This is a genomic window from Bradyrhizobium sp. T-12 (assembly GCF_058314695.1).
In genome coordinates this window covers 196,541-220,117 of the sequence record NZ_CM177756.1, presented here as the reverse complement: position 1 = coordinate 220,117, position 23,577 = coordinate 196,541, and the positions used below count along the sequence as shown (strand labels likewise).

The 23,577-nt window shown below is 63.5% G+C and carries 21 protein-coding genes; 10 read left to right on the top strand and 11 right to left on the bottom strand.

From position 1 onward, the window contains the following. Positions 1-28 precede the first annotated feature (28 nt). Both AC0WRY_RS01045 and AC0WRY_RS01040 read right to left on the bottom strand, forming a co-directional pair. Entirely contained in the window at positions 29-748 is a 720-nt protein-coding gene (locus AC0WRY_RS01045) for a hypothetical protein (RefSeq protein WP_194405278.1), read from the bottom strand. A gap of 120 nt (positions 749-868) precedes the next feature. Then, positions 869-1,915: a GGDEF domain-containing protein gene (locus tag AC0WRY_RS01040; RefSeq protein WP_194408124.1), complete on the bottom strand. Its 1,047-nt coding sequence runs from the start codon at positions 1,913-1,915 to the stop codon at positions 869-871. 191 nt (positions 1,916-2,106) lie between these two features. Here AC0WRY_RS01040 and leuS point away from each other — a divergent pair, with 191 nt between their 5' ends. From leuS to holA, 3 genes are all read left to right on the top strand, one after another. Then, positions 2,107-4,743, top strand: coding sequence for a leucine--tRNA ligase (leuS, locus tag AC0WRY_RS01035; RefSeq protein ID WP_194405277.1), 2,637 nt, complete (start codon positions 2,107-2,109; stop codon positions 4,741-4,743). Further along, the gene (lptE, locus tag AC0WRY_RS01030; protein ID WP_194405276.1) at positions 4,730-5,281 is read left to right on the top strand and encodes an LPS assembly lipoprotein LptE; all 552 of its coding nucleotides are present in this window, start codon (positions 4,730-4,732) and stop codon (positions 5,279-5,281) included. Before leuS ends, lptE begins: the two co-directional genes overlap by 14 nt. Before the next feature lie 128 nt (positions 5,282-5,409). Then, complete coding sequence (gene holA / locus AC0WRY_RS01025; RefSeq protein WP_194405275.1) at positions 5,410-6,438, top strand: DNA polymerase III subunit delta; 1,029 nt, start codon at positions 5,410-5,412, stop codon at positions 6,436-6,438. Positions 6,439-6,580: 142 nt separating this feature from the next. Here holA and AC0WRY_RS01020 read toward each other — a convergent pair whose 3' ends face one another. From AC0WRY_RS01020 to hemJ, 7 genes are all read right to left on the bottom strand, one after another. Continuing rightward, a complete protein-coding gene (locus AC0WRY_RS01020) occupies positions 6,581-7,468 on the bottom strand; it encodes a ParB/RepB/Spo0J family partition protein (protein WP_026312464.1) in 888 nt (295 codons plus the stop codon). Between the two features lie 154 nt (positions 7,469-7,622). Next, positions 7,623-8,483 (bottom strand): ParA family protein, encoded by an 861-nt coding sequence (locus AC0WRY_RS01015; protein WP_194405274.1) that lies wholly within the window; start codon positions 8,481-8,483, stop codon positions 7,623-7,625. Positions 8,484-8,510: 27 nt separating this feature from the next. Continuing rightward, entirely contained in the window at positions 8,511-9,143 is a 633-nt protein-coding gene (gene rsmG / locus AC0WRY_RS01010) for a 16S rRNA (guanine(527)-N(7))-methyltransferase RsmG (RefSeq protein ID WP_194408123.1), read from the bottom strand. A 164-nt stretch (positions 9,144-9,307) separates the two neighbouring features. Next, complete coding sequence (gene mnmG / locus AC0WRY_RS01005) at positions 9,308-11,188, bottom strand: tRNA uridine-5-carboxymethylaminomethyl(34) synthesis enzyme MnmG (protein ID WP_194405273.1); 1,881 nt, start codon at positions 11,186-11,188, stop codon at positions 9,308-9,310. A gap of 575 nt (positions 11,189-11,763) precedes the next feature. After that, positions 11,764-13,122: a tRNA uridine-5-carboxymethylaminomethyl(34) synthesis GTPase MnmE gene (gene mnmE / locus AC0WRY_RS01000; protein WP_194405272.1), complete on the bottom strand. Its 1,359-nt coding sequence runs from the start codon at positions 13,120-13,122 to the stop codon at positions 11,764-11,766. Positions 13,123-13,434: 312 nt separating this feature from the next. Then, on the bottom strand, positions 13,435-14,700 hold the full coding sequence (gene rho, locus AC0WRY_RS00995) for a transcription termination factor Rho (RefSeq protein WP_008133567.1): 1,266 nt from the start codon (positions 14,698-14,700) through the stop codon (positions 13,435-13,437). 249 nt (positions 14,701-14,949) lie between these two features. Next, the gene (gene hemJ, locus AC0WRY_RS00990; protein ID WP_194405271.1) at positions 14,950-15,384 is read right to left on the bottom strand and encodes a protoporphyrinogen oxidase HemJ; all 435 of its coding nucleotides are present in this window, start codon (positions 15,382-15,384) and stop codon (positions 14,950-14,952) included. 457 nt (positions 15,385-15,841) lie between these two features. Between hemJ and AC0WRY_RS00985 the strand changes: the two genes are divergently transcribed. From AC0WRY_RS00985 to dnaQ, 4 genes are read left to right on the top strand one after another with little or no spacing between them, the layout of a single operon-like run. After that, positions 15,842-16,681 (top strand): pyruvate, water dikinase regulatory protein, encoded by an 840-nt coding sequence (locus AC0WRY_RS00985; protein ID WP_194405270.1) that lies wholly within the window; start codon positions 15,842-15,844, stop codon positions 16,679-16,681. An 8-nt stretch (positions 16,682-16,689) separates the two neighbouring features. Beyond that, a complete protein-coding gene (locus AC0WRY_RS00980) occupies positions 16,690-17,298 on the top strand; it encodes a Maf family nucleotide pyrophosphatase (protein ID WP_194408122.1) in 609 nt (202 codons plus the stop codon). Positions 17,299-17,321: 23 nt separating this feature from the next. After that, positions 17,322-17,921 (top strand): dephospho-CoA kinase, encoded by a 600-nt coding sequence (gene coaE, locus AC0WRY_RS00975; RefSeq protein ID WP_194405269.1) that lies wholly within the window; start codon positions 17,322-17,324, stop codon positions 17,919-17,921. Between the two features lie 54 nt (positions 17,922-17,975). Next, positions 17,976-18,692 carry a DNA polymerase III subunit epsilon gene (dnaQ, locus tag AC0WRY_RS00970; RefSeq protein ID WP_194405268.1) on the top strand — a complete coding sequence of 239 codons (717 nt, stop codon included), beginning with the start codon at positions 17,976-17,978 and terminating at the stop codon, positions 18,690-18,692. A 9-nt stretch (positions 18,693-18,701) separates the two neighbouring features. On the opposite strand, the gene secB is transcribed toward dnaQ, so the two are convergent. Next, positions 18,702-19,193 carry a protein-export chaperone SecB gene (gene secB, locus AC0WRY_RS00965; protein ID WP_194405267.1) on the bottom strand — a complete coding sequence of 164 codons (492 nt, stop codon included), beginning with the start codon at positions 19,191-19,193 and terminating at the stop codon, positions 18,702-18,704. 412 nt (positions 19,194-19,605) lie between these two features. Between secB and AC0WRY_RS00960 the strand changes: the two genes are divergently transcribed. From AC0WRY_RS00960 to AC0WRY_RS00950, 3 genes are read left to right on the top strand one after another with little or no spacing between them, the layout of a single operon-like run. Next, entirely contained in the window at positions 19,606-20,313 is a 708-nt protein-coding gene (locus AC0WRY_RS00960) for a Tim44/TimA family putative adaptor protein (protein ID WP_194405266.1), read from the top strand. After that, positions 20,291-21,829, top strand: coding sequence for a murein transglycosylase A (gene mltA, locus AC0WRY_RS00955; RefSeq protein WP_194405265.1), 1,539 nt, complete (start codon positions 20,291-20,293; stop codon positions 21,827-21,829). Before AC0WRY_RS00960 ends, mltA begins: the two co-directional genes overlap by 23 nt. Next, positions 21,826-22,428, top strand: a complete 603-nt coding sequence (locus AC0WRY_RS00950) for a Smr/MutS family protein (protein ID WP_194405264.1) — start codon at positions 21,826-21,828, stop codon at positions 22,426-22,428. The genes mltA and AC0WRY_RS00950 overlap by 4 nt, the downstream gene beginning before the upstream one ends. On the opposite strand, the gene AC0WRY_RS00945 is transcribed toward AC0WRY_RS00950, so the two are convergent. Next, positions 22,425-23,549, bottom strand: a complete 1,125-nt coding sequence (locus tag AC0WRY_RS00945; RefSeq protein ID WP_194405263.1) for a hypothetical protein — start codon at positions 23,547-23,549, stop codon at positions 22,425-22,427. The two genes, AC0WRY_RS00950 and AC0WRY_RS00945, sit on opposite strands and share 4 nt — an antisense overlap. Between the last annotated feature and the right edge of the window lie 28 nt (positions 23,550-23,577).

Genomic DNA, 23,577 nt, shown 5'->3' with positions numbered 1-23,577 from the left:
GGGGGCTCCGAGAGCTGTTGATGGCCGGCTAAGCAACCTCATCCTCTTCGTCTTGCGACTGCGTCAGCACCGCGGTCAGCAGGCTCGCCATCTTGGCGACATGCCGTTCGTAGTTCTTGCGGGCCGCGCGCAGCAACCCGGCACTGATCAGGAAGTAGATGCCGGCCATGACAAGAAAGCGGCCGAAGCCACCTGCCGAATCGAAGATGCCGTTGATGAAGGCCGAAATGACGAGCGCGAGAAAGACGGCGAGGAAGGAAATCAGAAGATTGAGCTGAAACTCCAAATGATACCAGTACTGCTCCCGGACATAGGCCAGCTTTTCGGGACCAATCCTCTCGACCAGGATGATCTCGGGATCGGTCCACTGATCGAAGCTTTCCTTCAACGTGGCGTCGTTCAGTCCGAGCACCGTCCAGCTCTTGTCGCGCAGCATTTGCGAGAGTCTGGCGTGCAGCGCGGACAAATCGCTGTTCTTGATCTTGAACGGATTGCGCACGAGCAAGTCGTTCAATCCCATGAAGACGATGATGTTGGACAGCAATCCGACGAAGATCGACGCCGGGAATGCGATGATCAACAGCGTCGAGGCCTGACTGCTGTTACCGAGAATCTTCAGGACATAGGATTCGTAGCCCCTGTACTGAGCGATGTCGGCTTCGACGATGCCAAATGCACACAGCCACACCAGACCCGGAAGGAAGGTCTTGATCAGGCTTCCAAAGGTGACGGCGCCGAAAATGTTCATTGCGCGGCTCAGCCTGACTGGAGGGCTTGCCTGTACAACCTAAGGTAAAATGAATCGAATGGGAATACCCGATACGCTGTTGGCACGCCGGCACGGAATGATCGTGTCCCGGCCCGGGCGCTATCCTGGAGCTCCCGCGCGATCGAGCTCGATCTCCGTCACCACGCGATTGCGGCCGCTGCCCTTGGCGAGATAGAGCGCGCGATCGCAGCGCTCGATGAGATCGGTGATCGCTTCGCCGGGCCGGTACTGTGCCACGCCGATCGACACGCTGATATTGGGCAGGGTCTCGCCGGTCGAGCGGCGCGTGATCGTGCATTCGGCGAGCGCACGCCTGATGCGTTCGGCAATCTCGGCGCAAGTGGCGAGATCGGCGTCCGGCAGCACCGCGATCAGCTCCTCCCCGCCATAGCGGGCCGGCAGATCCTGCGTCCGGACCTTTTCCCGCAGCACCTTCGCCATCAGGCGCAGCACCTGGTCGCCGACGCCGTGGCCGAAATTGTCGTTGAAGGTCTTGAAGTGGTCGATGTCGAGCATCAGCACGCTGAGCGGCTCGCCCCAATCCGCAGTCCCCTGCGCCTTGCGCAGGAATTCGTCGAGCGCCCGCCGGTTTGCAAGGCCCGTCAGGGTGTCAGTCCGGGCGCGCTGCTCGGACCGCGAGAGCGAATCCCTGATGACATCGAGCTCGCGGGTTTTTTCCGCAAAGCCCGCTTCCAGCCGCGTCGCGCGTGTGGCGGCCCGGGCCAGCTCGTTCATGAGCTGGGCGACCAGCGCCTTCGGATCGACGCCAGCCTTGCTCTCGTCGGCCACCTGGCTGATGGCCTGCATCTGCGAATGGTTGTCAGCGATCGCGGTCGCCAGAAATTCCTTGGCCGCTCCCATCAGGGCCTGCAGCCGCTCGGACGTGTCGACCACGATGGCGCTGACCTGGGGCGCGACATAGGTCTCGAACAGATCCTGATTGGTACGGGCGTCGAACGGACGATTGTGGTCGATCAAGAGATCGATCGCGTTGCGCAGATCGTCGTGGCTGCCCGCGAAATATTGGTACCAGACCGCGAAATTAGCCGGCGTCGGCGCAATCCGCTGTTCGGCCATGCTGCGCATCGCCCGTCCGGCGATGGAGGCGGCATAATCATAATCGGGATCGTCGAAGCTGGAATCCATTGCGCTCATGCGGTCTTATTGGGCCGCAAATTGGCATCGACCCCTTAATCACACGCCAACGCAGGCCCTCGTAGTTATGCGGAGGCGCGCGCAAAGTTCCAAATCGCGGCAACCCATTGACCCCTTGAGGACTTCTATGGCCTAGTCCGCCGTCTTGAGACGGCCGAACCCATGAAAACCCCAACGATTCCATGACCTCCGAACGCTATAACGCCCGCGACGCCGAACCGCGCTGGCAACGCCTCTGGGACGAACAGGCGATCTTCGTCTCCAAGAACAACGATTCGCGGCCGAAATACTATGTACTCGAGATGTTTCCCTATCCGTCCGGGCGCATCCATATCGGTCACGTCAGGAATTACACGCTCGGCGACGTGCTGGCCCGCTTCATGCGCGCCAAGGGGTTCAACGTGCTGCACCCGATGGGCTGGGACGCGTTCGGCCTGCCGGCCGAGAATGCCGCGATCGAGCGCAAGGTCGCGCCGAAGGCCTGGACCTACGACAACATCGCCGCGATGAAGAAGCAGCTCCGCTCGATCGGGCTGTCGCTGGACTGGAGCCGCGAATTCGCGACCTGCGATCCCAGCTACTACAAGCACCAGCAGAAGATGTTCCTGGACATGCTCGCCGCAGGTCTCGCCGAGCGCGAGAAGCGCAAGCTGAACTGGGACCCGGTCGACATGACCGTGCTCGCCAACGAGCAGGTCATCGACGGCCGCGGCTGGCGCTCCGGCGCAATTGTCGAACAACGGGAAATGAGCCAGTGGGTCTTCAAGATCACGAAGTACTCGCAGGAATTGCTGTCGGCGCTGGATGGTCTGGACCGCTGGCCCGACAAGGTGCGCCTGATGCAGCGCAACTGGATCGGCCGCTCCGAGGGCCTGTTGATCCGTTTCGCGCTGGATGCGGCGACGACGCCGGCTGGCGAGAATGAGCTGAAGATCTTCACGACGCGCCCTGACACGTTATTCGGCGCGAAGTTCATGGCAATCTCGGCGGATCATCCGCTGGCGCAGGCAGCAGCCGCGAAGAACCCGAAGCTCGCGGAATTCATCGCCGACATCAAGAAGATCGGCACCGCACAGTCGATCATCGACACCGCAGAGAAGCAGGGTTTCGACACCGGCATCCGCGCGGTGCATCCGTTCGACCCGAGCTGGAAGCTGCCGGTCTATGTCGCCAATTTCGTGCTGATGGAATACGGCACCGGCGCCATCTTCGGCTGTCCGGCGCACGACCAGCGCGACCTCGACTTCGTCAACAAGTACAATCTCGGCAATACGCCCGTCGTGTGCCCGGAGGGCCAGGATCCGAAGACGTTCGTGATCACCGACACCGCCTACGACGGTGACGGCCGCATGATCAATTCGCGTTTCCTCGACGGCATGACGATCGATCAGGCCAAGGACGAGGTCGCAAAGCGCCTGGAGACCGAGCTGCGCGGCAACGCGCCGGTCGGCGAGCGGCAGGTCAATTTCCGCCTGCGCGATTGGGGCATTTCGCGCCAGCGCTATTGGGGCTGCCCGATCCCGGTCATCCATTGTCCGAAATGCGACGTGGTCCCGGTGCCGGACGCCGACTTGCCGGTGGTGCTGCCGGAGGATGTGAGCTTCGACAAGCCGGGCAACGCGCTGGACCATCATCCGACGTGGAAGCACGTCACCTGCCCCAAATGCGGTGGCAGCGCTAACCGCGAAACCGACACCATGGACACCTTCGTGGATTCGTCCTGGTATTTTGCGCGCTTCACCGATCCCTGGAATGAGACCGCGCCGACGACGCCCGCGGTCGCCAACCGGATGCTGCCGGTCGACCAGTATATCGGCGGCGTCGAGCACGCGATCCTGCATCTGCTCTACAGCCGCTTCTTCACCCGCGCGATGAAGGCGACCGGGCACATTGCGCTGGACGAGCCGTTCGCCGGCATGTTCACGCAAGGCATGGTGGTACACGAGACCTACCAGCGGGCCGACGGTACCTATGTGCAGCCGGCCGAGGTCAAGGTCGAGGTTGGCGGCAACGGGCGCCGCGCGACGCTGCTCAGCACGGGCGAAGACATCCAGATCGGCCCGATCGAGAAGATGTCGAAGTCGAAGAAGAACACGGTCGACCCCGACGACATCATCGAGACCTACGGCGCCGACGTCGCCCGCTGGTTCATGCTGTCGGACTCCCCGCCCGACCGCGACGTGATCTGGAGCGACGAGCGCGTCCAGGGCGCCTCGCGCTTCGTGCAGCGGCTGTGGCGACTGGTGAACGATTCCGTGGAGCTCGGCAAGGCAGCGCCCGCGGCCCGGCCGGCCAGCTTCGGCCCCGACGCCACCGCCCTGCGCAAGGCCGCCCATGGCGCGCTGGACAAGGTGACCACCGGGATCGAGCGGCTGCACTTCAACGTCTGCCTCGCTCATATCCGCGAATTCGCCAACAGCTTCTCGGAAATCCTCCAGCGCCCCGGCCAGCCGTCGTCCGATCTCGCTCCAGATTTGGCTTGGGCGATCCGGGAGGCCAGCCAGATCCTGGTCCAGCTGTTCTCCCCGATGATGCCGCACCTCGCCGAGGAGTGCTGGCAGGCTATGGGCCAGAGCGGGCTGGTTTCCGAGGCCAATTGGCCCCAAATCGAACGCGATTTGCTGGTCGAAGACAGCGTAACCCTGGTGGTCCAGGTCAATGGCAAGAAGCGGGGTGAGGTCACAGTTGCAACAGCGGCCCAGAATCCGGAAATCGAGGCTGCCGTTTTGGCCCTCGATGCGGTAAAGCTGGCCCTGGACGGCAAGCCCGTCCGCAAGGTGATCATCGTCCCCAAGAGGATCGTAAATGTTGTCGGCTAGGATCCGCATCGCAGCCCGCTTGCTGGCGGTCGCCGCCCTGGCCGCGTTGACCGCCGGCTGCTTCCAGCCGATGTATGCCGAGCGAAACGACGGCACCCCCGGCCTGCGCGAGAAGCTGATGGGGGTCGAGCTGCCCCCGATCAGCAAGCCCAACGCCTCCCGCGAGGCTCGCGTCGGCGTCGAGATCCGCAACGCCCTCGCCTTCAAGCTTTACGGCTCGGCGACGGGCATGCCGCCGACCCACCGGCTGGACATCCGCTTCACCACCAACCGTTCCTCGTTGATCGTCAGCACCGCGACGGGACTGCCGACCAACGAAAATCTCGGCATCGACGCCCAATACAATCTGATCGACGTCGCGACCGGCAAATCCGTCATGTCCGGCTCGACCTTCTCGCGCGTGTCCTACGACATGCCGGGGTCCTATCAGCGCTTCTCCCGCAACCGCGCCGTGCGCGACGCGGAGGATCGTGCCGCCAGCGAGATTGCCGAGAACATCACGACCCGGCTCGCCTCGTTCTTTACCGCGGGGACCTGAACCACTCCCGTCATTCCGGGGCACGCACAGCGTGAACCCGGAATCTCGATCAACAATCTCTGGATTCTCAGGTGCGCAATGCGCACCGTAGTTGGCGCTTCGCGCGCACCGGAATGACGATCTAGGCCATGGTCGCGCTGCGTGGAAAAGAGATCGACAGCTTCCTCGCCCGCCCCGATGCGGGCCGTCCGATCATCCTGCTTTACGGTCCCGACGCCGGTCTGGTGCGCGAGCGCGCCGATGCGTTGATCGCCTCCGCCGTCGATGATCCCAACGATCCCTTTGCGATGGTGAAGCTCGACGGCGACGAGCTGTCTGCCGAGCCATCGCGGCTGGTCGACGAGGCCATGACGGTGCCGCTGTTCGGCGGCCGCCGCGCCATCCGCATCCGCGCAGGCTCGCGCAGCTTTGCCAGCGGGATAGACACCCTGGCCGAGATGAACGTCAGGGATTGCCGCATCGTGATCGAGGCCGGCGAGCTCCGCCCGGAATCGCCGCTGCGCAAGGCGTGCGAGAAAGCCAAGACGGCTGTGGCGATCGGCTGCTATCCCGACACCGAGCGCGATCTCGCCAAGCTGATGGACGACGAGCTGCGTATCGCGAATCTGCGCATCGCACAGGACGCCCGTGCCGCGCTAATGTCGTTCCTCGGCGGTGACCGCCAGGCCTCGCGCAACGAGCTGCGCAAGCTGACGCTCTATTCCCACGGCAAGGGCGAGGTCACGCTGGACGACGTGATGGCGGTGGTCGCGGACGCGTCCGAGCTGAAGCTCGACCCGATCGTCGACGGCGCCTTTGCCGGGCGGCCCGATATCGTCGAGACCGAATTCGCAAAAGCCATGATCGCCGGCACCTATCCCGGCGTGATCATCTCCGCCGCGCAGCGCCAGGCGGCGTGGCTGCACAAATCCGCGCTCGCCATCGCCGACGGCCAGCCTGCCTCCGCCGTGCTCGACGGCGGCTATCCGCGCCTGCATTTTTCCCGAAAGCCCGCGGTCGAAACCGCGCTGCGCAATTTCAGCGTGGCGAAGCTCGCCGCGGTGATCGAGCAGCTCGCGGCCGCGGCGCTCGACACCCGCAAGCAATCCACCCTTGCCGCCGCCATCGCCCAGCGCACGCTGATGGCGATCGCCGCAAATGCGAAGCGGCGGGGCTGAGCCCGAACTCTCTCCGCGTATTGCGAGCGCAGCGAAGCAATGTTGAAGCACGCGGCCTTCCCAAGGTCGTCCTGGCGAACGCCAGGACAACACTGAAGGTGTGGCCAATCGCCCGGCTCACAACGCCAGGGCAGGTCGTGGCCTACAGCGCGCCCTTGGCCAGACGCTTCATGACCTCGTCGAGCTGATCGAGGTTGCGGTAGTTGATCTGCACCGAGCCGCCGGGGTCGCGGTGATTGACGGTGACCTTGAGGCCGAGCGCATCGCTGACGCGCTTCTCCAGATCGATCGTGTCGGGGTCCTTTTCCTTGCCCCCCGTGCTGCGCGCCTTTTGCGGCTTGCGCTCCGGCACGCCCTCTTCATGCGCGAGCGCTTCGGCCTGCCGGACGTTGAGTCCCTCCTCGACGATGCGCTTGGCGGCGGCGAGCGGATCCGGCACGCCGATCAGTGCGCGGGCGTGACCGGCCGTCAGCTCGCCGGTTGCGATGAAGGCCTGCACCTCCGCCGGCAGCTTGGTCAGCCGCATCATGTTGGCGACGTGGCTGCGGCTCTTGCCGACGACTTTCGCGATGTCGTCCTGGCTGCGTTTGAACTCGTTGGCCAGCGCGTGATAGCCCTGCGCCTCTTCCATCGGGTTGAGGTCTTCGCGCTGCACGTTCTCGACGATCGCGAACTCCAGCGCATCGCTGTCGCTGATGTCGACCGGCACGATCGGCACTTCGTGCAGGCCGGCCATTTGCGAAGCGCGCCAGCGCCGCTCGCCGGCGATGATCTCGAAGCGATCCTGCGCGCCCTTCACGGGACGCACCACGATCGGCTGGATCACGCCATGCTGCTTGATGGACTCGCTGAGCTCCTTCAGCTCGGTGTCGGAAAAGGTGCGGCGCGGATTGCGCGGATTGGCCTTGATGAATTCGATCGGCACCTTGCGCTGCGCGCGCGGACGATCGACGTGCTGAGCCTCGCCACCGACATCACCGATCAGACTTGCAAGCCCCCGGCCCAGTCGCGAACGCGCTTCATCGGCCATCGCCAGCTCCCTTGGATTCACGGTGCAGCACTCCAGAACTGAATTTCAAATCGTAGGTCGTAGGGCGGATCAGCGCAGCGTAATCCGCCACAGGTTCGTTCGCGGCGAGAGATCGGCGGGTTACGCTGCGCCAACCCGCCCTGCGGATCTCACGTCAATGCGTAACGCGCAGCTCGCGCTCACGCTGGATCACCTCGGTGGCGAGCCTCAAATAGGCTTCGCTGCCGACGCATTTGAGATCGTAGACCAGCACCGGCTTGCCGTAGGACGGCGCCTCCGAGATGCGCACGTTGCGCGGGATCATGGTCTTGTAGACCTTCTCGCCCATGAACTGCCGGACGTCCGCGACGACCTGGTTCGACAGGTTGTTGCGCGAGTCGAACATGGTCAGCACGATGCCGTGGATCGACAGGTTCGGATTGAGCGTCGAGCGCACCTGCTCCACCGTCTGCAGCAATTGCGACAGACCTTCGAGCGCGAAGAACTCGCACTGCAACGGGACCAGGATTGCATCCGAAGCCGCCATCGCGTTCACCGTCAGCAGGTTGAGCGAGGGCGGGCAGTCGATCAGCACATAGGTGTAGTCGGCATCCGGCGAGACGTTGTTGTTGAGCGCGCCGATGGCGTCGCGCAGCTTGAAGGCGCGGCCGGGCGTGGTGCCGAGCTCGAGCTCGAGGCCGGAGAGATCCATGGTCGACGGCGCGATGTGCAGCCGCGGCACCGCGGTCGAGACCACGGCTTCGCGCAGGGGCGCTTCACCGATCAGCACGTCGTAGGTCGAGCAGGAGCGGCTGCGGCGGTCGATCCCGAGGCCGGTCGAGGCGTTGCCCTGGGGATCGAGATCGACGATCAGGACGCGTTCGCCAATCGCGGCGAGCGCCGTGCCGAGATTGATCGCTGTGGTTGTTTTTCCCACACCGCCCTTTTGATTCGCCAGCGCCAGGATGCGCGGGTGGCCGTGCGGCACCTCGCTGGTCGGTTCTTGCGTCTGCTGCGGCTCGTCAATCACGGTCATCGAAAATTCCCCAGTCCCCTGAACGCCTCACCCGCGCCGTTCGGCCGCATCCAGCTCCACGATCCAGCCGTCACCCGTGCGGCTTTGGTGGAGCTGAGGCGCAATATTCCAATATTTAGAGGCTTCGGTCAATTCAGCCTCTACATCTTGACCCTTGAGAAACAACGCCTTTGCGCCCTGGCGCATCAGCGGCTCCGCAAAGCCGATGAGTTGATGTAGCGGAGCCAGCGCACGCGCGGTGACGCAATCGACGGGGCCGGTGATTCTATCCACATTATCCCCGATCTCAGCGAGATGTACGACTCCCGGAGATGTGGTGACGCGGATCGCTTCGCGCAAAAAGGCGGCCTTCTTCGCGATTCGCTCGACGAGATGAACCCTCGCATCCGGCGTACCGGCCATGGCGCAGGCGAGCACCACGCCGGGAAAGCCGCCGCCGCTGCCGAGGTCGGCCCAGCGTTTTGCCGTAGGCGCGAGCTCGACCAGCTGAAGCGAGTCGGCAATGTGCCTGGTCCAAAGCTGTGGCAACGTCGAAGGTGCGACCAGATTGGTCTTGGCCTGCCACTCCCGGAGCAGCGCGATATAGCGATCGAGCCGCTCCTCGGTTTCACGTGAAACGGGCGCGAGCTTCAACGCCGCCCGCTTGTCCGCGGCGATGATGGAATCGAGTGCGGGATCGTTCGCGCTGGCTTTGTCGATCTTCGGCTTGGCGGGCCCCGGATCAGATCGATGACCCGCGCCCTCACCTGTGCCGGGTCGTCGCGATAACGGTCTGTCTCCGCCCGGTCCGCGCTGTTTCACGTGAAACGCCTATTGCAATTGGCTTATGCGATTGCCTTGGAAGTCTTCCGTGCCTCGCGACGAAGATAGGCCGCGAGGATGCCGAGCGCCGCTGGTGTCATGCCGTCAATCCGGCCGGCCTGGCCGACCGTAAACGGCCGCGCCTTCTCCAGCTTGGCGCGGACCTCGTTGGACAGACCGGGCACGAGGCTGTAGTCGACCTCCGACAGCACCATCCCCTCGTCGCGCCGGAAAGCCTCGACGTCGGCGCTCTGGCGCTCGAGATAGACATCGTATTTGGCGTCGATCTCAAGATGGGTCGCGATGACGGGATCGATGGCTGATAGCTCAGGCCAGATCGTCCGGACCTGGCTCCAACCGATCTCCGGATAAGCCATCAGCTCGAAGGCCGACCGGCGCTGGCCATCGCGGTTCAGGGACAATCCGTGCTTGATCGCCTCGTTCGGGGTGATGGTCAGCGACTTCGAGAGCGTCCGGGCTGCGTTCAGGGCGTCCATCTTGGCGCGATAGTGCAGGGTTCGGCCGCTTCCAACACACCCCAGGGCGATGCCCTTCTCCGTCAGACGCTGATCGGCATTGTCCGCCCGCAGCGTCAGCCGGTACTCGGCCCGCGAGGTGAACATCCGATAGGGTTCGCTGATGCCGCGGGTGACGAGGTCGTCGATCATCACCCCGAGATAGCCATCGGCACGATCGAACACCGTCAGTGCCGCTCCGCTCGCAGCAAGCGCCGCATTCAGACCGGCCACGATGCCCTGCCCGGCCGCTTCTTCGTACCCGGTAGTGCCGTTGATCTGCCCGGCCAGGAACAGCCCACGCAGACGCTTGGTCTGCAGGGTCGGATCGAGCTCCCGGGGATCGATATGGTCGTATTCGATGGCGTAGCCGGGACGGACCATTTTCACCCGCTCCAGGCCCGGGATGGTGGCGAGGATCGCGAGCTGGACCTCCTCGGGCAGCGACGTCGAGATGCCGTTGGGATAGACCGTGCTGTCGTCGAGTCCTTCCGGCTCCAGGAATATCTGGTGACCGTCACGGTCGCCGAAGCGGACGATCTTGTCCTCGATCGAGGGACAATAGCGCGGACCGGAGCTCTTGATCTGGCCGGAGTACATCGGGGAGCGATGGACATTGGCCCGGATCACTTCATGCGTTGCCGCGGTGGTCCGGGTGATCCCGCATTGGATCTGCGGGGTCGTGATCCGCTCGGTCATGACCGAGAAGGGCTCCGGCGGTTCGTCACCGGGTTGCATTTCGACCGCGGACCAGTCGATCGTGGTGCCATCCAAACGCGGCGGAGTGCCGGTCTTGAGCCGTCCCAAGGTGAAGCCGGCCCGCTCGAAGGAGGCCGACAGACCCATCGCGGGGGCCTCGCCGACCCGGCCGGCCGGCCAATTCTTCTCACCGAGATGGATCAGACCACGGAGAAAGGTGCCGGTGGTGACGACAACGGCCCCTGCCCGGAGCTCCCGGCCGTCAGCCAAGCGCAATCCAGTCACTCGGCCATCGGTCACGATCAGCTCGTCGGCTTCGCCTTCAATGATGAAAAGGCCCTCGGTCTCGCGGATCGCGGCCTGCATCGCAGCGGCATAAAGCTTCCGGTCCGCCTGGGCCCGGGGACCGCGGACAGCAGGACCCTTGCGGCGATTGAGGACGCGAAACTGGATCCCGCCGGCATCGCCGACCCGGCCCATCAGACCATCGAGAGCGTCGACTTCTCGGACGAGATGGCCCTTGCCGAGACCCCCGATAGCGGGATTGCAGGACATCGCGCCGACGGTCGAGAAACGGTGCGTGACCAGGGCGGTCGCCGCGCCCATCCGGGCAGACGCAGCCGCGGCTTCACAGCCGGCATGGCCGCCGCCAATCACGATGACGTCGAAGCTCTCTCGCTCTGTTCGCATGGGCGGACTTCTAGCTCAGAGGCGGGAAAGCCGGAAGCGGAAACTGGGGCGCACGGTGTTTCACGTGAAACATGTGCCGGGCGGGGCGGCAAAAACGATTTTGCGAAAACAACCCCATGCAAAGTAGGAAACCTTGGGAGGGATGCTGTTTCACGTGAAACGGAATGCCCATGCCTGAAGCGCCGGGGCCAAAGCCCGGCGGCGGCAGGCCCGGCCGTTGGGAGCGCAGCGAAGCAAGCCAGCCCCTGTCTCCCTGAAGGCGGTCCGGATCGCTTCGTTTTAGGAGCGCCTCTTAATGACGGGATCGCGAGCACACCGATCGTTTCGACGGTTGCGCTTTCCGACTGGCTAGCGGCATGGGGAATCGAGACCGGTCCGGCCGTCACCTGTTTCACGTGAAACGACCGGAACCCCACTGGAGGAAGCGCCCGGGAAGCTCGTTGGCCCGGCTATGACCGGCCCGGGTTGCGCTTCGCTCCATCCGGGCTACGAGGCCGGAACTTCTAAGCGGGACCACGTTTCACGTGAAACACAAGAAATGGAACAAGCGCTAGTTCTACAATGAAGAACTAGCCCTACTTTCCGATGCAGAATTTCTGAAAAATGGCGCCCAGGACATCCTCGACGTCCACCCGACCCAGCAGCCGGCCCAAGGCATAAGCGGCGGCACGCAATTCCTCGGCGGCCAGCTCTTCGCCTTGTTCTACAAGCTCGAGGCTCCGGCGCAAGCTGTCCGACGCGCGGCTCAACAGGTCGCGTTGGCGCGCCCGGGTCACAACGCCGTCCTCGCTGGCTCCGAAGAACTCGGCCGCGAATTTGACGAGGGCCTCGACCAGCTCGGGGATGCCATCGCCTTCACGCGCCGAAATCGCAAACTCGCCCGGCGCGGCGGAGCCTCCGGCTCTGCTGAGGTCAATCTTGTTTCGGACGATCCACACCGGGCCGCCGGACCGATCGCTCTCAGTCCCGGAATTTTGAAGCGACTGCAACGGCACCGGATCAACGGCTTGCTCGGGTTCGACCAGCCATAACACGAGGTCGGCGTCTTCGGCCCGCGCGCGGGCGCGGCGCACGCCCTCCTGCTCGACCGGATCGTCGGTCTCGCGAATGCCGGCGGTGTCGATCATCGTGACCGGATAGCCGTCGAGATCGAGCTGTACCTCGATCACGTCGCGCGTCGTGCCGGCATGCGGCGAGACGATCGCGACCTCGCGGCGTGCGAGCTGATTCATCAACGTCGACTTGCCGACATTCGGCTCGCCGGCGATCGCGACCACGAGCCCGTCGCGCAGACGTTCAGAATGTCCCTGCGTCGCAAGGACTTTTGCAATTTCGTCATGCAACGCTTTGATGGCGCTGATCGCCGGCGCCATCAATTCGGCGGGCACGTCGCCTTCATCGGAAAAATCGATGCCGGCTTCGATCAGCGCCGACGCCTCAATGATGCGCTCGCGCCAGTCGCGCGCGCGGTCGCCGAGCAGGCCCTGCAACTGGCGCAGCGCCTGGCGCCGCTGCCGGTCGGTATCGGCGTGAATGAGATCGTCGAGACCCTCGGCCTCGGTGAGGTCGAGCTTGCCGTTCTCGAATGCCCGCCGCGTGAACTCACCCGGTTCGGCCGCCCGTGTATTCGGAATAAAAGAAATAGAGGTGAGCAGCGTCGCCAGAACCGCGCGGCCGCCATGAGTATGGAACTCAGCGATGTCCTCGCCCGTCGCACTGGCAGGTCCTGGAAACCAGAGCACCACCGCATCGTCGATCGGCTCGCCGGCCCTATCCCGGAGCAGGCGGCGGCTGGCCTGCCGCGGTGCCGGCAGCTTGCCGGCAAGCATCTTCAGCACCTGGCCGGCCTGCGAGCCCGACACGCGCACCACCGCGATCGCGCTGGGCGCCCGGCCGGATGACAGCGCAAAAATGGTCTGGTCTCGCGGATGCATGGCCCATTTGTCCAGCTGCCGACGAAAAAGCAAATGTGGGCTTCAGCTCCGTCCGCGGCGCAATTTGCTGCAGAAATCCCGCAGCAATTCCTTATTGCACTGCAATATATCCGCCGGATTCTGCTGCAGAAACACCTTCTCGGGCAGCAGTTCGGCCGAGCCGAATTCAAGTATTACCAAGATATATCAACAGATTAATCGAAGGCAGGAATCGGTCGTCCCGCCATCGCTCATGCTGCGGCTTTTCCGCAGCAACAACGCACAACAAAAAGGGCGCCCGAAGGCGCCCTCTGATCTTATGCTGCACTGCACTCAAGTATTCATGGAGTCGAAGAACTCCGAATTGCTCTTGGTCGAACGCAGCTTGTCGAGCAGGAAGTCGATCGCGTCCATCGTCCCCATCGGATTGAGGATGCGGCGGAGCACGTACATCTTCTTGAGCACCTGCGGGTCGGTGATGAGCTCTTCCTTGCGGGTGCCGGAGCGCGAGATGTCGATCGCCGGGAAGGTGCGCTTGTCCGAGACCTTGCGGTCCAGGATAAGTTCCGAGTTACCGGTGCCCTTGAACTCTTCGAAGATGACTTCGTCCATGCGGCTGCCGGTATCGACCAGCGCGGTCGCGATGATGGTCAGCGAGCCGCCCTCCTCGATGTTGCGGGCGGCACCGAAGAAGCGCTTCGGGCGCTGCAGCGCGTTGGCGTCGACACCGCCGGTCAGCACCTTGCCGGATGACGGCACGACGGTGTTGTAGGCGCGGCCGAGGCGCGTGATCGAATCGAGCAGGATGACGACGTCGCGGCCATGCTCGACGAGACGCTTGGCCTTCTCGATCACCATCTCGGCGACCTGGACGTGACGCACCGCCGGCTCGTCGAAGGTAGAAGAGACGACCTCGCCCTTCACCGAACGCTGCATGTCCGTGACTTCTTCCGGACGCTCGTCGATCAAGAGCACGATCAGGTAGCATTCGGGATGATTGTGCGTGATCGAGTGCGCGATGTTCTGCATCAGCACGGTCTTACCCGTGCGCGGCGGCGCAACGATCAATGCGCGCTGGCCCTTGCCGATGGGAGCGACGATGTCGATCACGCGTGCAGACAGGTCTTTCCGCGTCGGATCGTCGATTTCCATGCGGAAGCGCTGATTCGGAAACAGCGGCGTGAGGTTGTCGAAATTGACCTTGTGCTTGGCCTTTTCCGGATCCTCGAAATTGAGCGTGTTGACCTTCAGCAGCGCGAAATAGCGCTCGCCCTCTTTCGGGCTGCGGATGTGGCCTTCGATGGTGTCGCCGGTGCGCAGGCCGAAACGGCGGATCTGCGACGGCGAAACGTAGATGTCGTCCGGGCCCGGCAGATAATTCGCATCGGGCGAACGGAGGAAGCCGAAGCCATCGGAAAGCACTTCGACGACGCCCTGGCCGACGATGTCGGTCTCGGCGAGTGCGAGCTGCTTGAGGATGGCGAACAGCAGCTCCTGCTTTCGCATCGTGCTGGCGTTCTCGACCCCATTCTCCTCCGCAAACGAGACGAGCTCGGCCGGCGTTTTGGACTTGAGGTCTTCGAGTTTAATTTCCCGCATTGGGGTGGTCCTGTGGGGTAACCTGGGGAGGGGGGTGCGAGGAGGCTCTGAAATGCGGACGTGAGAAGAGAAGGTCCGCAGGTCTGGCAAGGTTAAGTGCCGATGAGGCTTCAAACCTGATGCGGTGTCCGGCCTCTGGAAAGCTCAGACACAACCACATCCGCCTGCGTTGGGTGGGATGTCGACAATATAGAAAATCGCTTCCAGCTCCGCAAGAAGAAGCGCTGAGCTATTCGCGAGAGGCCTTGCCTAGAACGGCTTCACGATCACCATGATGACGATGACAATCATCAGGACAGTCGGCACCTCATTGATAATGCGATAGAATTTCTGGGTGCGCGGGCGCCGGTCGGCAGCGAAATCCTTCAGCCAGCGGGAAAAAAAGCCGTGGACCGCCGACATCGCCAGGACCAGTGCCAGTTTTACGTGCAGCCAGCCGAACGAGAACCAATGGCCGGACCAGGCGAGATAGAGGCCGGCGAGCCAGGTGACCATCATGGCGGGATTGATGATGGCCTTGAGCAGCCGACGCTCCATCACCTTGAACGTTTCCGACTGCTTCGAGCCGATCTCGGCCTCGGAATGATAGACGAACAGCCGCGGCAGATAGAGCATGCCCGCCATCCAGGCGATGACGGCGATCACGTGCAGGGCCTTGATCCAGAGATAGACGTCTTCGAACATTTTCGGCCCCGGATTGCTGCCCAGCGAATGGAACTGGGGATAGTAAGAACTCGTTAAGGTCTCACCGTGCACACATATCCGTCCGGTGTGCCTTCCTCAAATCTAGAATCTTAGATTCTTAAGGTTTGAGTCTATGTGACCGTGGATTGGACTCATGCAATTCCATCCGCGGGTTCGCGCGCGCTTGTTCACACCCGTCAACATATCCCCTATCGTTCCTGGCGCTCTGCGATAAGTCGGCCAGCCTCAAAGGCTTGCGCCTTTCTGTCGGCAGCTTATCAAGGGGGTTGTCCGCATAATCCCGTTTCCCGGCGGGCAGGCCGGCGAACTTGTTCAGACGGGCAGCGGTGTGAAGAAAATTGGCACTTGTCCCGCCCCTGGTGTCGCGCAACCCTTTCCGAGGAGTTAAGGTCCACAGAAATCCACAAACCACACCGCCCTCATACAAAGAGTTTTTGTGCCGACCTCGAACAATTATTTCCATCTGCACCTCGTCTCCGACTCCACCGGCGAGACGCTGATCACCGTGGCTCGCGCGGTTGCGGCTCAATACGCCAATGTGACGCCGGTCGAGCACGTCTATCCGCTGGTGCGCAGCCAGAAGCAGCTCGATCGGGTCCTCGATGAGATCGAGGAGGCGCCGGGAATCGTGCTGTTCACGCTGCTCGAGAAGGATCTCGTCTCCAGGCTCGAGGACAAGTGCAAGGGGATCAACGTTCCGAGCCTGTCGATCATCGGCCCGGTGATGCAGCTGTTCGAAGCCTATCTTGGCGCAGCAACCACCGGCCGCGTCGGCGCCCAGCACGTCCTCAACGCGGAATATTTCAAGCGCATCGACGCGCTGAACTACACGATGATCCACGACGACGGCCAGCATGTCGAAGGCCTCGACGATGCCGACGTCGTCCTGGTCGGCGTGTCCCGCACCTCGAAAACACCGACGTCGATTTATCTGGCGAACCGCGGCATCCGGACCGCCAACGTGCCGTTGGTTCCGGGCATTCCGGTGCCCTCGCAATTGGAGACGCTGACGCGGCCATTGGTGGTCAGCCTTCACGCGACGCCGGAACGCCTGATCCAGATCCGCCAGAATCGCCTGCTCTCCATGGGAGCCGAGTCCGGCAGCGACACTTACACCGACAAGCAATCGGTCACCGAGGAGGTCGCGTTTGCGCGCAAGCTCAGCGCCAAGCACGATTGGCCGCTGCTCGACGTCACGCGCCGCTCGATCGAGGAAACCGCGGCGGCGATCATGAAGCTCTACAGCGATCGCCAACGCAACCGGCCTTCCGAATAGTTTTCGCGATGGGTCTGTGGCTCGGCACATCTCCGTTGATCCTGGCGTCGCAGAGCAGCGCGCGGAAAATGCTGCTGGCCAATGCCGGGCTGGAGTTCAGGGCTGTGACCGCTGATATCGACGAACGCGGTATTCAAGGCGCATCAGAGCTTTCAAATCCGCGCGAGATCGCTTTGCTGCTGGCGCGCGAAAAGGCTAGGGCGGTCTGCGCCCGTTATCCCAGGAGCTACGTGATCGGCGCCGATCAGACGCTGGCTCTTGGCAACCGCCTCTTCAACAAGCCCGCGGGCCGCCCGCAGGCCTTGGCGCAATTGCGCGAGCTCGCCGGCAACAGCCATGAGCTAAACTCCGCAGTCGCCGTGGCGCATGACGGCAAGATTGTTTTCGAAGACGTCTCGATCGCCCGCATGACGATGCGTGAGATGACCGAGGGCGAGCTTTCAGCGTATCTGGATGTTGCCGGCGACGCCGTCACGACCAGCGTCGGCGCCTATCAGCTCGAGGGGTTGGGCATCCATCTGTTCGAGCGCATCGAGGGCGATCATTTCACCATTCTCGGTCTGCCGTTGCTGCCGCTGCTTGCGTTCCTGCGAAGCGAACGGCTAGTTGCCGTGTGAATGACAGACATGGCTGTAGGCTGATGCGGATCCTCGGACTGACCGGCTCGATCGGGATGGGCAAATCGACCACCGCAAAGCTGTTCGCGGAGGCGGGCGTGCCCGTCTACGACGCCGATGCCGCCGTGCATCAGCTCTATGAAGGTGACGCGGCGCCGGCGATCGAGGCCGCCTTTCCCGGCACCACCGTGAACGGCAAGGTGGACCGGCCAAAATTGTCGGCGCGCGTGGTGCACGATCCCGCCGCCATCAAGCAGCTCGAGCAGATCGTGCATCCGATGCTCGGCGCCTCCCGGCAAAAGTTCTTTGCCGAGGCCGAGGCTGCCAAGGCGCCGGTCGTGGTGCTGGACATCCCGCTGCTGTTCGAGACCGGCGGCGAGAAGCGGGTCGATGCGGTGGTCGTGGTCTCGACCTCGCCGGAACTCCAGCGCGAGCGGGTGCTGGCGCGCGGCACGATGGACGAAGCCAAGCTGGACGCCATCATCGCCAAGCAGACGCCCGATGCCGAGAAGCGCAAGCGGGCCGATTTCGTGGTGGATACCTCGCACGGACTCGAGCCGGTGCGGGCGCAAATCGCGCACATCCTGGCCGAGGTCGTTAAGATGCCGCAGCGGCGAACCTGATTCGCCGCCTCGCCGGCTTTCAGCACTCCGACCTCAACTTACTGATCTCAAGTCATGCGCGAAATCGTTCTCGACACCGAAACCACCGGCCTCGATCCGCTCCGCGGCGATCGTCTGGTCGAAATTGGCTGCGTCGAGATCTTCAACCGCATGCCGACCGGCCAGACCTATCACGTCTATATCAATCCTGAGCGGGACATGCCGGCGGAGGCCTTCGCGGTGCACGGGCTGTCGGCCGAATTCCTGTCGACCAAGCCGCTGTTCCACGAAGTCGCCGATGCGTTTCTGGAGTTCATCGGCGATGCGCCGCTGGTGATCCACAATGCCTCGTTCGACATCGGCTTCATCAACGCCGAGCTCGACAGGATCAAGCGCGCAGCGATCCCGCGTGAGCGGCTGGTCGACACGCTGCTGCTGGCGCGACGCAAGCATCCCGGCGTGTCGAACCGGCTCGACGATCTCTGCTCGCGCTATGCGATCGACAATTCACACCGCACCAAGCACGGCGCGCTGCTGGATGCCGAGCTGCTGGCCGAGGTCTATGTCGATCTGGTCGGGGCGCGGCAGTCGCAGCTGCTTCTGGCGTCGGAGAGCGAAGAGATTCGCATCAATGCTGCGGGCGATACGCCGCGGCGGCAGCGCCTGGTGCCGCTTGCGCCGCGGGTTTCGGATGCCGAGCGGGAGGCCCATCGGGCCTTCATCGCAACGATGGGCGAAAAGGCGATCTGGAACGAGTATCTCGTTGCTCCAGTCGCCTCTCCGGCTGGTTAAGGCTGTGAGTTAGGCCTGGCCGGTCTGGCCGCCGCCCTGGGAGGCCATTTGCCGCTCCATGTTCTGGCGATAGAGACCGACGAAGTCGACCGGATCCAGCATCAAGGGCGGGAACCCGCCGTCGCGCACCGCAGTCGCGATGATCTCGCGTGCGAACGGGAACAGCAGGCGCGGGCACTCGATCATGACCAGCGGATGCAGATTCTCCTTCGGCACGTTGGCGATGCGGAACACGCCGGCATAGGCGAGCTCGAACGAGAACATGATCTTGCCCGCGGTCTCGGCCTTGCCCTCGACCGACAGCGTCACCTCGAACTCCTGTTCGCTGAGATTGTTGGCGCTGACGTTGATCTGGATGTTGATCTGGGGCGGCTGGCTCTGCTGCTGGAGCGAGCTGGGCGCGTTCGGATTTTCGAACGACAGGTCCTTGGTATATTGCGCCAGCACGTTGAGCTGGGGAGCCTGGGCCGCCTCGGGAGGGGTGCCGTTACCGTTGGTCATGAGAGTCTCTCCTTACCCGATTTGGGCTGAATTTCGCGGCGGTTGGCTAACATAGGGCTGCCTCGTTCCACAAGGACGAACGGTCCCGGGGTGGGATTTCCGGCCGCGCCAAGCCTTGCGGCGGTCATCCGGCCTTTTCGGCAAAATAGCGCCTTAAACGATTGAAGATGCGCGATTTCCGGGCAGGATCGGGTTTCCCCTTAAGCATAAAACGCGCTACACTCGGTGCTGTGCCAAAAGGCGCCATTGGCCGGGCAAGATTTCGTGCCTACATCCCCAGGACCTGACGTGGACCTAAAATGGTGATGTAGACTTGCCGTTCCCGTGTGGAACGGTCTACTGGCCGGATTGATTTTCCCGGCGACGACCCCAAAAGCGAAGACCCAGGCAACGGCCAGAAAGCGAATACGACGTGGACATCTACACCATCATCTTCCTGGCGCTGGCGGTCTTCATCTTTCTGCGGCTGCGCAGCGTGCTCGGGCAGCGAACCGGCAACGAACGGCCGCCGTTCGATCGGACCGCCGCTCGCAATGCGCTGGGAGGTGCCCAGGACAACAACGTCGTGACCATGCCGGGCAAGGTGATCGACCAGGCCCCGCTGGCGCCGACCGCCGACCCGACCCCTCCCTCCGACCGCTGGAAGGGCCTCGCCGAACCCGGGACCACGCTGGCGCAGGGCCTGGATGCCATCGTCGAGAAGGATTCCACCTTTGACCCGCGTCATTTCATCTCGGGCGCCCGCGGCGCCTATGAGATGATCGTGCTGGCCTTCGCCAACGGCGACCGCCGCGCGCTGCGCGACCTGTTGTCGCCGGACGTCTATGACAGCTTCGACGCGGCGATCAAGGAACGCGAGAAGAACGAGCAGAAGACCGAGACCCGCTTCGTCTCGATCGACAAGGCCGAGCTGGTCGGCGCCGAGCTGCGCGACCGGACCGCCCAGCTCACGATCCGTTTCGTCTCGCAGATGATCTCGGCCACCCGGGACAAGGCCGGCAACATCGTCGACGGCAGTGCCGACACGGTTGCCGACATCACCGACATCTGGACTTTCGCCCGCGACATCACCTCTCGCGATCCGAACTGGAAGCTGGTTGGCACCGGAAGCGCGAATTAAGATCCTATTGAAGAACAGCGCGACCGCGCTTTGCGCAGGCGTCGTCGTGCTGTCGTCGTTTTCGCTCGGCGCCGAGGCGGCGCGGCGCCACTACCGCAACCATCACCATCATCTCCCGCACTTGCCCGCTGCTCCGCCGCGGGCCTTGCCCTATCCGCAACTCCCCCTGCCGCTCGAAATATCAGGCGCGCAATACATGCCGCTGGCCTGGGCGGACGTGAAGGGCTGGGGCGACGACAATCATCTCGCCGCGTTCAAGACGTTCCGCGCGAGCTGCAAGTCGATCAATGCGCAGACCGGCGCGACTGAACCGAAAGCGCTGGCGGGTTCGCTGAACGAGCCTTGCAAGGTCGCGAAGACGCTCGAGCTCAGCGACGACGCGAAAGCAAAGACCTTCTTCGAGGAGAATTTTGCGCCGCTGCGCATCTCGCGGCTCGGCGAGCCCGATGGTTTCGTCACCGGCTATTACGAGCCGGTGCTGGAGGGATCGCGCACCCAGACCGACATCTACAACGTTCCTGTCTACCGCCGCCCTTCGAATCTGTTCGTGCGCGGCTACAAGCAGGATTCGGTGAGCCTGCCCAACAAGGGCCCGGTCTATCGCAAGATCGGCCGCCGCAAGCTGGTGCCCTATTACGACCGCGGCGAGATCGAGGACGGCAAGATCGCCGGCCGCGGACTGGAGATCGCCTGGCTGAAGGATCCCACCGATCTGTTGTTCGCGCAGATCCAGGGTTCAGCGCGCATCAAGTTCGACGACGGCAGCTCGGTCCGGCTCAACTACGACGCCTATAACGGCTATCCCTACACCGCCGTCGGGCGCATCCTGATCGAGCGCGGCATCATCCCCAGGGAAGAGATGTCGATGCAGAAGATCAGGGAGTGGATGACGCAAAACCCTGACGGCGCCAAGGAGCTGCGCCGCGCCAACCGCGCCTACATCTTCTTTCGCGAGGTCAATTTGTCCGACAAGGACGAGGCGGTGGGTGCGCAAGGCATTCCGCTGACGGCGGGACGCTCGATCGCGGTCGACAAATCGCTGCATGTCTACGGCACGCCGTTCTTCATCGAGGGCGAGCTGCCGATCGAATCCGACCGCGCGAAAACACCGTTCCATCGGCTGATGATCGCGCAGGATACCGGCTCGGCCATCATCGGGCCTGCGCGCGCCGACCTGTTTTTCGGTGCTGGCCAGGAGGCCGGCCGCATCTCCGGCCGACTGCGCCATCCCATGCATTTCGTGATGCTGGTGCCGAAGGGGCTCGATCCCTCGGTTCGCGCCGCGCGCCTGCCGGTGCCTGATCCGCGTCCGTCGGAGAAGATCGCAAAGCTGTTTCCGCAGACCGATCCGGGCAAGGGGACGACGAAGCCGGCAGCCGCCGCCGCTTCAGCGGACAACAAGACGGAAACAATTGCCACCGCAGGTCCGGTCCCGCTACCGGTGCCGCGCCCCGCGATCGAGCCCGCTCCCGAACCGCAGCGGCCGGTGAAGAAGCGTCCCCATCGGCAGCAATGAAGCGATCGTCTCGTCCGCCCGTGCTGGAGCCTCGCCCCTCGCCGCGTCGTCGCGCGCTGAGCGAGGAGGAGCGCGAGCTGTGGGAGACGGTCGCCAAACAGGTCAAGCCGCTGCGGAAGCACCGCGTGGCCAAGGTGGTGGTCAAGGCGCACGCCGCGCCGCTCGCTGGACCTTCACTGGTAGCCCCGGCGCTGCGGCCCTCGCCACCGCCGAGGCCGGTGGCTGAGGCCCCGGCGCCGCGTATCGCGAAGCCGCAAGTCCCGCCCTTGGCGCCGCTTGGCAAGCGCGAGCGCACAAAGCTGTCGCGCGGCCGCAGCGAGATCGAGGCGCGGCTCGACCTGCACGGCATGACCCAGACGCGCGCCCATCGCGCGCTGACCGGCTTCCTGCACCGCGCCCATCATGACGGCCTGACCTTCGTGCTGGTCATCACCGGCAAGGGCCGCAGCGGCGGCGAAAGCGGCGTGCTGCGCCGCCAGGTGCCGGAATGGCTGAGCCTGCCCGAATTCCGCGCCTTCGTCGTGGGATTCGAGACGGCGCATATCGGCCATGGCGGCGAGGGCGCGCTGTATGTGCGGATCAGGCGGGCCAGACTCTAGAACGGCCGGATGATTCCGACGCGCGGGATCAGGGTGATGATCAGGCCGAAGATGTTTGTCTTCCGGTCGTCAGGCGGAATCAGCGCGGTCTCGTGCGCCGCCGGCAGCATCTTCACCGCATGCAGGATCAGGAACATGCAGACCGCCCAGTTCGAGATCCAGCGCGAATAGTCGAACACCATCGCAAACATCACGAGATAGGCGAGGCTGATTCCGATCAGCGCCGCGATGACGAGGCGGCGGTGCATCTCGCTCGCGAGCGTGCCGATCAGCTTCGCGAGGAAACGCCACAGCGGCGTGTGCAGCCAGATCAGCAACGCGAACACAGGTATACCGAGGCTGTTGTGCGGCAGGCGGCCCCAGGTGTCGGAAACTTCCTTCGCCAGCGGCTGGTACCAGATATAGGCGAATTGCAAGAGATCGGTGCGCGAGGGATCGGCCATGCGCGTTTTCAAATAGGTGACGAAGTCCGCCTCCGGGATCGGCATCGTTCCCCAGAATTGCGCGGCGAAGAACAGCGCGGAGACGATCGCGAGGGCGACGATACCGAACGCGACATTGCCGCGATCAAGCCCGTAAGCGAGATAGTGCCTGATCACGACGATGGTGACGATCGTCGGCACATACATCAAGAGATGAATGTGGTGGATCAGCACGAGGATGACCGAGAACAGCGCTGCCGTGGCGACGAACAGCAGCGAGCGCGCGGGCATCAGCAGCAGGATCATGGCCAGCGCACAGCCATAGATGTCGAAATGGCCGAGCGTGTGCATGAAATTCTTCAGGAAGAACGGCGAGCCCGCGATGAAGACGAACAGCGGCAGCGTCTTCGCGGTGAAGCCGAAGGTCTTCTGGAACAGCTTTGCGTACAGCCCCAGCGTCGCCAGCCACGTCACCCCGCCCAGCGCGAACACCAGCCAGACCGGCACCTTGTCGGTGAGCAGCGCGACCATCGCCCCGATCAGTGCGCGCTTGATGAAGCCGAAATGGTAATCGACCAGGAGGTGGATGTAGGGGACGTAAGGCGGCAGCTGGATCTTGTGCACGAACACGCTGACGATCACCGCCGCGTTGATCGCGAGCAGCAGGCGCCAGGGATTTTGCAGGATGCGTACGGTCACGCCGCATCCATAGCGTGACCGCCCCGAA